At 47.5% G+C, this 15230-nt stretch carries 11 protein-coding genes and 1 pseudogene; 8 read left to right on the forward strand and 4 right to left on the reverse strand.

What is annotated here, in order from left to right; all coding sequences use genetic code 11:
• Nucleotides 1-3: 3 nt before the first annotated feature.
• The 4 genes from ACBP55_RS01960 to ACBP55_RS01975 form a co-directional block, all read right to left on the reverse strand.
• The gene (locus ACBP55_RS01960; RefSeq protein ID WP_464649358.1) at nucleotides 4-1167 is read right to left on the reverse strand and encodes an Ig-like domain-containing protein; all 1164 of its coding nucleotides are present in this window, start codon (nucleotides 1165-1167) and stop codon (nucleotides 4-6) included.
• A gap of 549 nt (nucleotides 1168-1716) precedes the next feature.
• Nucleotides 1717-3009 carry a glycosyl hydrolase family 18 protein gene (locus ACBP55_RS01965; protein WP_464649360.1) on the reverse strand — a complete coding sequence of 431 codons (1293 nt, stop codon included), beginning with the start codon at nucleotides 3007-3009 and terminating at the stop codon, nucleotides 1717-1719.
• Nucleotides 3010-3173: 164 nt separating this feature from the next.
• Nucleotides 3174-5048 (reverse strand): alpha/beta fold hydrolase, encoded by a 1875-nt coding sequence (locus ACBP55_RS01970; RefSeq protein WP_464649361.1) that lies wholly within the window; start codon nucleotides 5046-5048, stop codon nucleotides 3174-3176.
• A 61-nt stretch (nucleotides 5049-5109) separates the two neighbouring features.
• Complete coding sequence (locus ACBP55_RS01975) at nucleotides 5110-5691, reverse strand: TetR/AcrR family transcriptional regulator (RefSeq protein ID WP_464649363.1); 582 nt, start codon at nucleotides 5689-5691, stop codon at nucleotides 5110-5112.
• 109 nt (nucleotides 5692-5800) lie between these two features.
• Between ACBP55_RS01975 and ACBP55_RS01980 the strand changes: the two genes are divergently transcribed.
• From ACBP55_RS01980 to iolE, 8 genes and pseudogenes are all read left to right on the forward strand, one after another.
• Nucleotides 5801-6574: a hypothetical protein gene (locus ACBP55_RS01980; protein WP_464649365.1), complete on the forward strand. Its 774-nt coding sequence runs from the start codon at nucleotides 5801-5803 to the stop codon at nucleotides 6572-6574.
• Between the two features lie 10 nt (nucleotides 6575-6584).
• Nucleotides 6585-7046 carry a hypothetical protein gene (locus tag ACBP55_RS01985; RefSeq protein WP_464649366.1) on the forward strand — a complete coding sequence of 154 codons (462 nt, stop codon included), beginning with the start codon at nucleotides 6585-6587 and terminating at the stop codon, nucleotides 7044-7046.
• A 1229-nt stretch (nucleotides 7047-8275) separates the two neighbouring features.
• Nucleotides 8276-8476, forward strand: a pseudogene (locus ACBP55_RS01990) (YiaA/YiaB family inner membrane protein); the annotation flags it as partial.
• Nucleotides 8477-8518: 42 nt separating this feature from the next.
• Nucleotides 8519-8734 (forward strand): YiaA/YiaB family inner membrane protein, encoded by a 216-nt coding sequence (locus tag ACBP55_RS01995; protein WP_268633527.1) that lies wholly within the window; start codon nucleotides 8519-8521, stop codon nucleotides 8732-8734.
• A gap of 154 nt (nucleotides 8735-8888) precedes the next feature.
• The gene (locus tag ACBP55_RS02000; RefSeq protein ID WP_464649368.1) at nucleotides 8889-10691 is read left to right on the forward strand and encodes a sensor histidine kinase; all 1803 of its coding nucleotides are present in this window, start codon (nucleotides 8889-8891) and stop codon (nucleotides 10689-10691) included.
• Nucleotides 10688-12244, forward strand: coding sequence for a response regulator transcription factor (locus tag ACBP55_RS02005; protein WP_464649369.1), 1557 nt, complete (start codon nucleotides 10688-10690; stop codon nucleotides 12242-12244). The genes ACBP55_RS02000 and ACBP55_RS02005 overlap by 4 nt, the downstream gene beginning before the upstream one ends.
• A 184-nt stretch (nucleotides 12245-12428) precedes the next feature.
• Nucleotides 12429-14294 (forward strand): 3D-(3,5/4)-trihydroxycyclohexane-1,2-dione acylhydrolase (decyclizing), encoded by a 1866-nt coding sequence (gene iolD / locus ACBP55_RS02010; protein ID WP_464649371.1) that lies wholly within the window; start codon nucleotides 12429-12431, stop codon nucleotides 14292-14294.
• A gap of 24 nt (nucleotides 14295-14318) precedes the next feature.
• On the forward strand, nucleotides 14319-15227 hold the full coding sequence (gene iolE, locus ACBP55_RS02015) for a myo-inosose-2 dehydratase (protein WP_464649373.1): 909 nt from the start codon (nucleotides 14319-14321) through the stop codon (nucleotides 15225-15227).
• The last annotated feature ends 3 nt before the right edge of the window (nucleotides 15228-15230 follow it).

Genomic DNA, 15230 nt, shown 5'->3' on the forward strand with positions numbered 1-15230 from the left:
CAGTCAGAATAAGGGGAACTCCTGACCTGTTTGCAAGGAGAGAAGGTCCGTACTAACAACTAAACGGCGAGGAACTTCAACGTCTACGTTAGCTGTGACCACTTTATCGCCGTACTTGGCATAAATCGTTGCCTCACCGATGGATACGGCGGACAGCTTACCTTTTGTCACTTGTACGATATCTGCATCACTCGAAGCCCATTCGGCCCGGTCTGTAAAATCAGCCGTAGTTCCGTCGGCATAAGTAGCTTCTAGTTTGAGAGTTTCTGTCGCATTTTTCTTTAATAAGATATTTGGTTTATCTAAGGAAAGTTTAACTGTGCTATCCACATCGACTTTAATCGTTGTCGACTTGGTACCATACGTTGCAGTCAGGTTAGCTGTACCGACACTGTAACCGGTAACTGTACCTTTAATCGCATCAGCTACGTTCGCTTTATCTGTTGTCCATACGGCTTTGTCGGAAACATCGTCGATGGTACCGTCTGGGTAGGTTGCCATCAGTTTAATTTTCTCTGTTCCGTTTAACAACAAAGATACACTTGATTTCTGAGCATCAATACGTCTTACAACTTCAACATCGACTGGCAATGTCAGAGATTGATTCATGTATTTAATCGTAATCGAGGCACTGCCGGGATTTTGTCCCTTCACTAAACCGTTCGTTACCGTCACAATGGAGCTCGTATCCACAGTGTAATCAGCCTTGCTCGTTACATCTTCGGACGTGCCGTCATCGTAAAAAGCTGTAATCTTAACTTGATCAGTCGCATTCAGGCGAAGAGCCAGGGACTGTTTATCTTTGGTTAACGATTTTACTTTTTTGCTGACATCAACATTAACAATTACGGTCTTACCCATATACGTGGCTGTTATTACGGCCTTGCCTTCTTTTTTGGCTGTTACCACACCTGCATAGACGGAGGCAACATCAGTCGAACCTGAGTTCCAATCGGTTTTGACGGTTGCATTCTCCGTAGAGCCGCTTACGAAAATAGCGGTTGCCGTCAGATTGGCTGTATCTCCGACTTGCATGGCAAGTTCGTTTTTATTCAGGACGAGTTTAGAAATCTCATCAGCTGCAAAGGCGGTTCCTGTCAATAAAGATTGCGCAGCTAGAATGAAAATGAATACCAAGGATAACCACTTGCTTTGTCTGGACTTCATGCTCTGTTTCCCTCCGATTAAGTTCCTCAATGATTATGTATATGAAAATTATGGAACTTGACTATTATCGGAATAAACATCGGGAATTTGAATAGTAGTCACAAAATATACCCGAATTCATCGGCGGTTAATAATGGTCAAGCTCCTTCGAGTGCAACGTAAAAACAATTAAATAAACTAAAAAACAATTTTCTTACGTGCGTTTAATATATATTTTACAAATCTATTATATTGTTAGACCTATTGGTAGAATTTACTTTACCTAAGACGGTTGACTTTGGACAAAAGTTGCAATCAATCGACATTTTTCGCGGAAGTGCAAATCACAGACCTTTGAATCAGCTTCAGTAAGCGCTTGTCCGATTCCGAGAATGAGCAAAAGGGGCTGTCCCATAAGGCGTTCATCTTTAGGCGCCTCTGTTTTCACTGTTGCACTACATGGAATTCCTGTTAGATTACGCTCCGTATCGAAACAAAATAGAGGCTGCTCGCTAGGTTATTAACCTTTTGAGTCAGCCTCTTGGCATAATTGTATTTCTCCTATTACATTTAAGTAGTGCGCTTCACGACTTTAAAATTTTCCTCAAGCAGCAGCCAGTTTTGCGGAAATTTAAGACCAAGCTTCCAGTAACTAATGCCTCGTAAGCCAAGCTCTTTCAACAAGCGGAATTTCGCTTGAATGGAGCGAGCATCCTCGAACCAGACCGTGTGCTCTTTACCAGCATCGTCCCAGTAGTTGAAGTGCGGAGCTTGCGCCGTGTAATCGTATAGGATCTGCGCATGATACTTGCGGGCCAGATCAATAGCCGCTTGCGGAGAGACAGCCTTTGCAAAGGGACCGCCTTTGACATAGGGCAGCGTCCAATCGTAGCCGTACAGATTTTGGCCCATCATGACTTTGGAAGCGGGCATCTCGCTTATGGCGTACTCCAGCACTTTGCGCACGGGACCGATGGGGGAAACGGCCATAGGCGGGCCGCCGCTGTAGCCCCACTCGTACGTCATGATGACGACGAAATCGGCGATCTGGCCATGCGCTTTGTAATCGTGCGCAGAGTACCAGGCGCCGGCTTGAGCGGCGCTCGTTTTTGGCGCGAGCGCCGTTGACATTAAGTAGCCTTCTTGATGGATTTGTTCCGCCGCTTTACGAAGAAAGCGATTGTAGGCATCACGATCATCGGGGAACAGATGCTCAATGTCGAAATGGATATCGCGGAATCCATATTGTTTGGCAGTGCTTTTAATGTTCTGAAGCAGATGATTCTGAACGGTTTCGTCCGTGAGGATGATATGTCCGAGCTCAGCGCTGAATTGGTCCTTTTCGAGATTGGTCACAACCATCATCATGGTGACGCCATTCTGCGAGGCAATCCCGCTAAGATCGTCCAGCTGCGGGGCTTGGAGAGTGCCGTCCCGTTTAATACGGAAGCTGAATGGAGCTAAGTAGGTCAGATGAGGGGCTGCTTCCTTGGCGGATTGAATGAGGACGGGCGAGACGTCAGTCCCGCGAGGTTCTAAATAGGCATTCACTTCTGCCTGTTTACGCGGGGTTGGCGGGATATAAAGGCGAAAGCCCACAGGTAAAGATTGATACATGGTTAGTCCATTGACGGAGGCAAGGGTATGCAGATCGATTCCTAGCTTTCGGGCAATCATATAAAGCCCTTCACCCGGCTGTACCCAGTAGTACGAGCCAGCAATCGGAATGACCAATGCCTGTCCGATGACCAGGGATTGGCTGGGGGTCATCTCATTGGCTGTTGCGATTGTATCTACCGACACGCCATACGTTTGCGCAATGCGGTATAACGTCTGTCCCTTCTGGACAACGTGGATTTGCATAAGGATTCCTCCCTTTCTTCGTAAGCAAAGGCGTTACTTCCGAGCCTACTTTTTTCTTTACCTTATTCGAAGGGAAGGAGATGGGTGTATGTCTACTGGAAAAAAGCGAAGAACTCGATTGAGATCCATGCCGTTCTGCGGCAGAGAGAATCGAGTTCTTGCGATTATAGACCTTGCTGCCTCAGAAGCTGAGCGGTCAGCGCTGGATGCGAGATGGGGAAGTGGTGAGCAGCCGCTATCTCCACCGTGCGCGCGGAGCGAAAGCGCTCCGGCAGCTGGTACGTCCGATCCTGGGTTCCCCACAGGATCGATGCCACACCCAGCAGCTGCGCACCTTGCTGCAGCTGGGTGAAGCTCTCTGCGCGCGTCAGCGCAGAGAGGGTCTCCGCAGTCGTCTTCCGCACACGCGGCGACTGCAGCTCGGCCAGGACATAAGTGACATACGCAGGCGGTATGTCACTTATGTCCGTGAAGCAGCTTTGCGCCAGCAGTTGCTTCCGCAAGCTAGCCGCGCGCAGCATGCGCAGCGCGGCTTCGTTGATTCGCGCGCTGCGGTACCTCCGCGCCGCGCTGTGCAGAGCAGGCTGCAGCAGATGCAGCCTGTGGATCTGTTCCGGTACGCGGGCGTAGGCATGGGCGGCGAGCAGGCCGCCCAGCGAGTGCCCCACGAGCGTAACCGGGGTCTCGAACGACCGAATCGCTTGGACAAGCGATTCGATATGTCCTTCTATCACATCGGGACGGTGGTGATAGGGCGAACGGCCGAAGCCTGGGAGATCGACCAGGCAGACGGCAGACTCAGGGAATTGCTCGGCCAACGGGAGCAAGCAGTCAGCTCCGCTTAGAGTGCCATGAACGAACAAGATCGGAGCCTTCCCTTTCTCTGATCCCGCCCGTTCCAGCGTAGCCAAAGGCCCTCTTTTACCCCGCATATATCCTTCTGCCTGAGGGTGGGAGTGAACGAGACGAAAGTCGAGATCCGAGATGGTGTGCGGCATAATCGAGGCGTTTATCGCGTGCTCCAATCCGTATTTTCGCTGCATGTCTTGTGCCGCAGTTAGGGGATAGTCCTGATTGACATCCACGATGAAATCGAGGGATTCCTTGGGAATTCCGATTTTCTGTCCAAGTGGACTCCCAAGAACCTTCGACAACAATTTGGGGGAGATGGCTCCCCATGGTTTACTGACACGAAGTTCCTTGGCTATGCCCGATACAAGCTCTGTCATCGATGGACTTTGCTTTTTTTCATCCAGCAAGTAGTAGGTTTGGTTAACGGGATTCGATTCCATCGCCAGAGCGCTAATGAATTCAGCGGCGTGATCAACATGAAAGAGGGGCAGCCAATGGGAGTGACCGCCGGGTGTGATGCTCATCAACTTACGCGCTGTGGCCCGTACGAGAATACCGAGTCCGCCGGTTTGCGGGGTATCCCCGTGCTCTGAGCTGCCAATCAGTACGCTTGGATGGACGACAGATAGAGGGAAGCTTAGCTGCTTCGCTCCTTGGCGAATGCGCAAATCAGCTAGGAATTTCATGGCTTCGTAAGGGGATTCCTGCTCTAAACTAGCGATGATCGGTGCTGGATTGTGGATATTATCATCGGTATAGGGACTTTTGAAGCCGACAATATGGATGAAATGCTGCAACCCCTTGCTCGTTTGAATTTGCGAAGCCAAACTTAGCATTTCCTCGGCGGCTTGCACGAAAACCGCACGGGCCTCGGACTCCCCGATCCGAATATCCATCGGTCCACCCGCGTGAATGATCACATCTGCCGTCAGTACCAACGCCCTGTCCGTTTCGCTTAATCCAAAGCCCGGCAAGCTTAAATCTCCGATAACCGGGGAAATTCGCTCATTTCCCGCGTTAGTTTCCCTCTGACCATTACCGATGAGCCCATCCAGCTGCTTGCGGATCTGCTCCCATCGAGCTTTGGAACGAACGAGCACCGAAACGGTATGAACCTCACGGGATAGCTGCGCTAACGTTTGTGTTCCTATGAACCCTGTACCGCCTGTGATGAAAATATGTGTCATCTAAATAGACCTGCCTCTCGTTATTTTTAGTACTAAATAGTACTAATTAGGATTAAAAAAATTACTTTAGCAACAAGGCTAAAGTAGAAAGAGTTTGATCCAACATGGCTGGATCTTGGCTTGCATGCTGCAGGAACAGTCCGCCTTCAATCGTCGAAACGATCAATTGAGCCGTGGCTTTTGTCGGCAGGGTGGATGAAAACTCCTTATTATGAACGCCCTCGATGAGCAGGGCTTCCACCGTAAGCATTTGTTCCCGGAAAAAAGCGCTCACTTTTTCCCGCAATACATCTGCATCTTGAGGCATCTGTGTGTACAGGGTGAGAAACGGGCATCCGGCTATGGAAGTCCATTCAAGCCCTGTCAGCACTTGTAGGAGAGCAGTGAAGCGCTCCTGCACACTTAATTCCGAACGTGACACGGTCTTCTGGATCATCTCGTTGTAGGTGTGAATAAGTTGTTCGATAATTGCGGTCAGCAAGTCTTCTTTACTTTTGAAATAATAATAAATGTTCGTTTTGGACACTTTGCTCACGGCAACGATTTCGTCCATGCTGGTTGCTAAGTAGCCTTTTGTCAGGAACAAGTCCGTTGCCGCCTGCATCACAAGATCACGGTTGGTTATTTTTTTTTGTTTTTTCATAAATAGTACTATACGGTACTAAAAATCAATTGTCAAATCCGAAATGTATATCTTACATTTGAAAGAAGATAATAGCATTATTGGAAACTGATTCATAAGGATGCTGCACATGAGAACCAAGCCACGCCGTCAAATTGCCTATGTCGGTTTATTAGGGATTACCCAATTGCATTTGCGCAATCCACTCATTATTGCATGGTGGGCCGCAGCCTTTCCGGGCTTTGGTCATTTACTGCTATCCAAGTATTTCCGCGGCTTTATTCTCATTGGCTGGGAAATGTTGATTAATTCACAGATGCATTTGAACGAAGCAATTGTATACACCTTCACTGGTCAATTCGAGAAAGCCAATGAGGTGCTGAATATTCGGTGGATGTCGCTTTATGCGCCTGTTTATTTATTTGCAATCTACGACAGTTATCGAACGTCCGTGGATATGAATCATCAGTATATTTTGGCCAAGAGGGAAAAGGCCCCCATGGATTGTTTCAAAATGGGCGGTATGGAAATTAACTATCTGGATAAACGCTCGCCATGGTTAGCGATGGTCTGGTCCCTGTTAATGCCGGGAGTGGGACAGCTTTACTCCCATCGGATTATCAATGCTTTTTTTATATTAGTGAACTGGATTATGCTTTGCTATTTCTCTCATTTGCTCGAAGGAATTCACTATTTACTCATGTGGGACTTAACACAGTCAGCTAGTGTGGTGAATATGCATTGGCTCTTATTTTTACCTTCACTTTACGGTTTTTCCGTCTACGATGCGTATGTAAATACGGTTGAATATAACAAGCTGTTTGATCACGAGCAGGCTTGCATGCTGCAAGAGGGCTATCAGCATCCGCAATTTCCATTTCCTAAATCTTCGCTTCGAAAATGAGGGTGACACCATGCATGTAATAGCATCATTTGAACATTCGATCTATTTGGAGCTGGCGATTACTGCTCTTGAAGAGGCGGGCATTCCAAAGGAACACATTTATGCCGTTTCATTACAGGGGAAGCCTAACAAACCGAAGATGTTCGACACGATCCATCGCTCCGATGGCGTAAGTTTATTTGATGCGGGGACTGCCCTAGCGACGGCGCTCACGGTAGTTGGCTCTACCTATGGCTTTATTTTAAAAGGAGGGGCCATTCTTTGGGGCCTTATTGGCGCAGCTGCGGGCTTCACGATTGGGGTCTTTATTGATATCGCTCATAAAAAAAAGAAGAAAGCGAAAACGAATCTCCCATCTCGAAACAAGATGACGGAAGTTGTTGTGCTCGTCGCTTGTGATAAAGAGGCAACCGAGCAAATTCAGGATGTCTTCTGGGAGCATCATGCCTTTGGAGTAGCCATATGTGAATGAATTTTTGCTGTGCAGAAACCAGATAAGCCCCGAGGTGAGTGAACGCTCGAACGGGTTATTTTTGATGTGTTGGGGTTAGAGGAGGGGCGGAAGCTTATCCCTGTTTTGCGTTGTTGCTGAGTTGAGTGAGAATGTGGGGGAATGCGTAAATTTTTGATGAGTGACTATGTTTTCTTGGTGTTGTTTGTTTGAGTGAGACTGTGGAGACATTCATAATCATTCGGTAAGTGACTATGTGTTCTTGGTTTGTTTTTTTGGAATGAGACTGTGGTTGCATGTGCAAGTGCATGTGCAATCATTCAGTAGGTGTCTATGCGTTCTTAGTGCTGCTTGTGGTTTGAGTGAGATAATAGACATGCATAATCATTCAGTAAGCGACCATGCCTTTCTTGGTGCAGGTGGTTTGTTTTGTTGTCTTGTCTGTTTGATTTGTTTTGTTTTGTGTTGGGTTGTTTCTAGTAGAAATAGGAAATTAAGCAGCCAAGTTGTACAACGTACAAAAAACAGTCACCTACCCAAGATATCCATTGGGTGCCAAGATATCTTGTTATTCTCCGTTTAAGTACTACAAATCAGGGCATTTAGTGGATAAATTCTTTTCATTTGAATGTCAATAGCTTGTACGATTTTTAAGGCGCCTTGTAGGAAAATTGGGCTTTATTGTGCAATTAGCTCCTTACTTGAACGTTAAAAGTCTCTAGGGACTCCTATTTTTACATAATACGGTGGAAATGAAGAAATAGCAGTCTCTAAAGGCTCTTATCCGATTGCTTTTCTCTCGATTTCACACTTTACTTGACGGATAAGAGTCTCTAGGGACTCTTATTTTTACGAAATACGGTGGAAATGAAGAAATAGCAGTCTCTAAAGGCTCTTATCCAACTTCGCATTTCTCCCGAATTGATCCCTTGTGGAAAAATCGGACTATTATTATGAAATCGACTCTTTTCTGCAACATTTGCGTGAAAAATGTCGATTAGCTTGCAAAATATTGTACAACGTACAACATTACCCGTACCAAGCTAACGAATGCTCAAACATATACGTCTTGAGCGGTGTAACGCGTTTAGCACCGCACAAGAACCATATTAACCGCGTTTTAGTATGCCAGAGCTTTTGGGTACTATTGGTAAATAGTACTATCTGGAATGGGAAATTTCTCCTATACTGAGAAGCAAGAGCAAGACATTAAAGCGTTGCACAGCAACCACAGGGGGCTTTTTGAGATGATGGATCAGCGGAGACGGAATACGACAGCATTTACTTTTATGGCATGGGCATCTTTCATTGGGGCATTCCTGGCGATGTTCATCGGGATTTATACGTTGGAAGAATCACTGAGTGTTAAGGGTTATTTCGCCGTATGCGCGTTATTCCTCACGATGTCGGCTTTTGTCTTGCAGAAGGTTATTCGTGATAATTTGGAGGATGGCTACGGTTCACGCAAACGCAATACAGCGGCTTTCACCTTTTTGGCCTGGAGCTCGTTTGCTCTAGCACTTCTGGGTATGTTTATCGGCATTATTAATCTAGAGCAGCTGCTTTCTGTCAAAGGCTATTACGCTGTTACGGCCTTGTTCCTGACGATGTCCTCCTTTGTTCTCCAGAAAACAGTGCGTGACAATAACGATGATGAGCTCCTGCAGCCGGTTGATACTAAATTAGAAAATAAATTCGAAGAGCTGTAGAAACAGCGCTTTGCCAAGAAGTTTAGTTCATGATCGATGAATTAAGCTTTTTTCAATTTTTTCCTACAAGTCAAAAAGGATGGCAGGAACACGAATGATGTTGCTATAATGTCGTCAAGGGATTGGTCAATACGAAGATATAGGGGTAAATGAGATGAGATCATGGAGTCGACTTTTACTAAGCATTAACCGGAGCTTCAGGGTAAAACTGATTCTCAGCTTATCCGTCATCATTTTGCTTGCCTTCGGCGTAACGGGCTATTTAACGTATCGCTATAATTTGTCGCTTTTTGAGGAAGAAATCAGCAAGCAGTTTTCGAGTACGAACGAAGAGGCACTGGCGAAGATGGACCTGAAAGTACAGGAGGTTATACGGATCTCCCAAACGGTCGTATTTAACCCTGAAATCGAAAAGGTCATCACACGGATCAATTCGAGCGAAGATTCCGATCCATTTAATTTGTATTACAACAAAAAGCAAATCGAAGAACAGATTTTCCAGATCAAATCCGATGCGCCATATATTACAGGTATGTACTTGTATGACCTCAAAGGGAATCCTTCTTATTTCAGCTATACCACCTCGGCCATTAATATCCCGAGTGAGAGCGTATTCAGTACAATCCGATCCAAAATCAACGACACTTACGGGGACCTAGTATGGATCAATATGCCATTATCATCCTCTGTGGAACCAAGCGGGTTCAGAAACACAATCATTGTGGCTCGTTGGATGAAAAATAGCGCTTTGAACACGTACGGTGTGCTCGTGATGGCTTTTGACGAGTCGTTCTTCTCAGGTTCTCTCAAGGAACTGACGAAGAATGGAGAGGGCGAAGTCTATTTGTACAATAAGAATAATGAGCTGTTATTTAGTAATACGCCGGAAAGCTCGGTAGATAAACGGGAACGGCTGAAAAATTTGAGTCAAACTCAGATCATGGATCAGCATTTGTTCGTTCAAGGACAGTCCGAGGTGACTTCCTTCAAGCTGGTCAGCGGAACATCGCTTACGGCTATTCAAAGCAAGAATCGAGATTTATTCCAGAAAATTGTTTACTCTGGCCTAATAAGCATCCTTCTCACTAGTGTGTTGATCGTACTCTCCACGGGCAATCTGCTGCGGCCGCTCAAGGATTTGCTGCAGGGTCTGCGCAAGGTAAGATCGGGCGATTTCGATACGCGCATCGAGATTCGAACCAAAGATGAACTGGCTTATATCGGAGAGAGCTTCAACGCAATGGCCGAACAAGTCGGAAGGCTGATCAAGGAAGTGTATTTGACGCAGTTAAGTGAGAAGGAGGCGGAGCTTAAAGCGCTGCAGGCCCAACTGAATCCACATTTTCTGCATAATATGTTTAACGAAATTTATTGGAAGCTTTATCTGCAAGACGAGATCGAAACGGCAGCCTTAATCGCGGCTATATCGGAGATGCTCAAATATTCGTTGATGCCTGTGCGTACGCTAACCACTGTGAGGGAAGAATTTCAGCAGATCCGTAACTATTTGAAGGTGCAGAAAGAGCTGTTTGAAACGGACTTGGAGACGATTATTCAAGCGGATGATGACGTTCTGAATGGCCAGGTTATGCGGTCACTTCTCCAGCCATTGGTAGAAAACGTGTTTATGCATGCCTTTCGCAACAAAGTGTCGCATAAAGTGTTGTTGATTAAAGCGAGCAGTCGCGATGGCTTTCTGGAGATAGAAGTAACGGATAATGGCTGCGGTATGGACGAAGTGGCCATTTCGCAAATACTTGGCTTCGAGGGCTCGTCTTTGCCACAGCGTTCAGATGGGCGAGAAAGTCTCGGGGTTCGCAGTGTTGTAAGGAGAATCGAGCTGGTGTACGGGACGCCTTATCGTTTGGAGATCAATAGCGTGATTGAAAGCGGTACCACTATGCGCCTTGTTTTGCCTTTTGTAAACAATGTCGAGACAGGAGGTTCAGCAGCATGAGAATCGGGAAAGTATTGATTGTGGAAGACCAGCCGAATTTTCGAAAAGGGCTGATGAAGATGTTAGAGGGCAGAGAATTGGGTTGGGAAGTGGTTGGCGAAGCTAGCAACGGGCAGGATGCCTTAGCGATGCTGGACGAGCTTAAGCCTGACTTGGTGTTGACCGATATCCGAATGCCCATCATGGACGGGATCGAATTCGTAGGGCATTTGCGGCAGAACTATCCCGACATGCTTGTCATCATTTTGACGGGCTACAAAAATTTTGAGTATGCACAAGCGGCCGTTCGACATGGTGCGTTGGATTTTCTGACCAAACCATGCACGGAACAGGATGTTCGTCAGGTGATGAATAAGGCATCCGAGCGGTTCTATGTAAAATATGCGCAGAAGCAGCAGCAGCAAGTGCAGCTGCGGCTCCAGCAAGATCAGGAGCTTCGAGCGGCTTTGCTGGACTTGCCTTATGAGAAGAACATAGCAGCAAGGTTAACGGAGGGTCTGGCTGGTAAGGAGCTGTGGCTTCTGCAAATGAACAGTGAGGATTTGGCAAATAAAGCGTATGGGAAAAGCGACATGAGTCTGGTGCAATTTGCGTTCTCCAATATCGCCCTAGAGCTGCTGAATGGAGCGGGGCTGGAGGCTCAGCTTCTTTTGGTGGAGCATGACAGCTTTGTACTGGTTTCGGCACATCATGGTGTCGAAGAGAGTTTGCAAGAAGCCATTCAAAGAGCTTCCTTCGAGTATTTGAAAATTCGTTTGCATATGATTTCAATGGGGCTCGCTCCTTCTGCTAATGAGTTAGCGGATTTGTATAATTTGACCAAAGGAATTGTCTACGGATCTGTTGACAGTCTTCCTGAGAGTGGAAGTGAGATAGGATCGGGAATCATGCTATCACTAAACCAAGCGAGGGTTAGAGAGATGGAAGTTCAACTGATGTCTGCCATCCTGGTTGGTCAGGAGGACAGTCTTCAGCTTCTTTTGGATCGGGTGCTGGCGGAGCTGACCCATTCATCGCCAGAGGAAATGCGAATAGGGGCGTTATCTCTCTCCATTGCTATGCTTGGGACGATTCAGAAGCAATTTGATCCCGACGATAACAATGCGCTAGCCAGGATTCCTAACGAAATGCCGCAGACGCATTGGACCTCTGAAGAAGTCCTCCATTGGGCTGCGGAGCAAGTGAAGAGCTTCCAGCAGCAATTTAACAACTGGCAGGCGGCCAAAAGTGACAATCTGATCGAGAGAGCCGTCAAGTACATTGAGGAGCACTACAATGAAGAATGCCGCTTGACCGATGTGGCCTCGCATATTCATTTAAATCCAAGCTATTTTAGCGTCGTGTTTAAAAAGGCAACAGGTGAAAGCTTTACGCGCTTCGTTACCCGTTTCCGTATGGATAAGGCGGCATTGCTGCTCCGAAATACCGATATGAAAATATTCGAGATCGCTTCTGCCATCGGGTTTGACGAGCCGAACTATTTTACGAATGTCTTCAAACAGCAGTTCCAAATGTCACCCAAGGAATACAGGAATAGCCGAGCTATGCCATAAGGTTAAGCGCTAAATCCAAGGTTAAATAGGGTGGACAAATCTGTAAGGCACAACATCAATCCTTCGCCCAAGAGTTTTTTTTGTAAAAGGCATTGCGGTCGAAATCAATATGTTGTACTATCGGATTAAGCGCTTAACCTTGAGAGATTAAGCGCTTAACCTTTATCGTGAAAGGAAGATGGTCATGAGTACGATTCGACTAACGATGGCACAAGCGCTGCTGCGTTTTCTGGACCAACAGTACGTGTCTGTGGATGGACAAGAGACCAAGTTTGTACGTGGTGTCATGGGGATTTTCGGTCATGGCAATGTGACAGGACTTGGAGAAGCCTTGGAACGGAGCGCAGGCGACCTTACTTATATACAAGGCAAGAATGAGCAAGGGATGGTCCATGCCGCGGCGGCTTACGCCAAGCAGCAAAACCGTCGGCAAATCTATGCCTGCACGACTTCGATTGGACCAGGTGCTCTGAATATGGTGACCGCCGCGGCAACAGCGACAGTCAATCGGATTCCGGTGCTGCTGCTGCCAGGAGACAATTTTGCCTCAAGACAGCCGGATCCAGTGCTCCAGCAGCTAGAGGTTGTGGGTGATTATACGGTGTCGGCCACCGATCCTTTCAAATCCGTCAGTAAATATTGGGACCGAATTGTTCGCCCAGAGCAGTTGATGAGCGCGGCTGTACAGGCGATGCGAGTGTTAACAGATCCTGCAGAAACAGGAGCGGTTACGCTAGCTTTACCTCAAGATGTGCAGGCAGAGGCGTACGATTATCCGGAAGCCTTTTTCGATAAGAAAGTTCACTATCTAGATAGACGTCCACCAGCAAGAGAAGCAGTGAATCGTGCTGTGGCCTGCATGGTAGGCAAACAGCGTCCGTTGATTATTGCAGGCGGCGGAGTCCTTTATGCGGACGCGACGAAAGAACTAATGGAATTTGCAGCTGCCTTTGGGATTCCTGTAGCAGAAACGCAGGCAGGTAAAAGCTCGTTGCCTTGGAACCACTCGCTGAATGTTGGTGCTATTGGTGTTACAGGTGCACTCGCAGCGAATGTGCTGGCGAAGCAAGCGGACCTGATTATCGGCATAGGGACGCGGTATTCCGACTTTACAACGGCATCTAAATCGGCTTTTGCAAATCCGAAGGTGCAGTTTATTAATATAAATGTCAGCGGGTTTGATTCTTCGAAATTGAGCGGGATCGGCATTACGGCTGATGCGAAGGAAGCGTTAAGTGCACTGAAAGATGCTTTGACGGCGCAGCGCTTTGTTAGCGGTTACGAGACCGGTTACATAGGTTCTTTGAAGGCGGAATGGGATGGCGAGGTTGACCGTTTATACAATGCGGAATGTGAAGAGGGCTTTGCCCAAACCCGCGCGCTTGGGGTGATTAATCAAACGATTGATCCTTCAGCTGTCATTGTATGCGCAGCGGGGAGCCTGCCGGGGGATTTACACCGTTTATGGCGTTCATCGGAGCCTAAAACCTATCACATGGAGTATGGTTTCTCCTGCATGGGCTATGAAGTTAGCGGCGCTTTCGGGGCGGCGTTGGCTGAGCCGAATCGCGAGGTCTATGCCGTGGTCGGTGATGGAAGCTACTTGATGCTGCACTCCGAGATGGTCACGAGCCTCCAAGAAGGCCGGAAATTTACCGTGCTGCTGTTCGATAATCATGGCTTCCAATGCATCCATAATCTGCAAAGAGGTCACGGCAGCGACGGTTTCGGGAATGAGTTTCGATATCGTGAAGCCGCTTCGGGCAAGTTGACAGGCGAATATATGCCAATCGATTTCGCAGCACATGCTCGCAGTTTAGGCGCGAAGGCGTACAAAGCAAACACACCTGAAGAACTAAAGGAAGCGCTGCTTAAAGCGAAGGAAGAAACGGTCACGACGCTGATCGAAATTCCTGTTGTTCCCGGAACCAACACACAGGGTTATGAATCCTGGTGGCAGGTAGGTGTTCCTGAAGTTTCCGAGAGCGAGAAAGTGATTGCAGCGCACGAAGAGATGAAGAAAAACATACAAGCGGCGAGACCCATTTAACGATAACGGGGAGGGAACATTTCTATGATAGATCTGCCATTTAAGCTAGGTATTCATCCCATCAACTGGGTGGGAGAAGACGTCAAAGAACATGGCGCTGATACCACATATGAACAGATTTTAGATGATATTCAGGCGTTAGGGCTGACAGGTACCGAGATGGGCCGCAAATATCCGACCGATATTGCAGTTCTGAAGCAGGAGCTGGAAAAGCGGGGAATACGCCTAGTGTCACAGTGGAAATCCGTGCTATTCTCTGATCCTGCTTACAGGGACGAGGAACTGAAAGCCTATAGGAAACATGTAGAGTTTCTCAAAGAAATGGGCAGTACGGTCATCAGCACAGCGGAAGTCGGAGGCTCGCTCCATTTCGACCCGCGCCGCTCCCCGAACGAGAAGGAAGTTCTTCGTCTGGATGAAGCCGGCTGGCAAAGCTTAGCGGAAGGACTGAACCTTGCGGGAGCCATCGCGCAGGAGTACGGTCTGAAACTGACGTATCACCATCATGGCGGAACGGTTGTTGAAAGTCCGGAGGAAATCGATAAGCTGATGGAGCTCACGGATCCTTCTCTGGTGCACCTGCTCTTTGATACCGGTCATGCCTATTATGGCGGGGCAGACCCGCTTACTGTGCTGCGCAAGCACGAGAAGCGAATTGCTTATATCCACTTGAAGGATATTCGGCAAGCCGTGTTAGATGAAGCGCGCGCCGAGAAGGTCGACTTCGTGACTTGTATCCGCAAAGGGGTGTTCACAGTTCCTGGTGACGGCTGTATCGACTTTGCTCCTATATTTGAGGAGCTGCTATCTCAAGGATATGTGGGATGGGCGATGTTGGAAGGCGAGCAGGATCCGGCTGCACACAACCCTTATGAATACGCTAAGAAAGCACTTCAACATATAGAATCCCTCATTCCACAAGAAAGAAGGTAACGA

Source organism: Paenibacillus sp. WG02 (genome assembly GCF_055396115.1).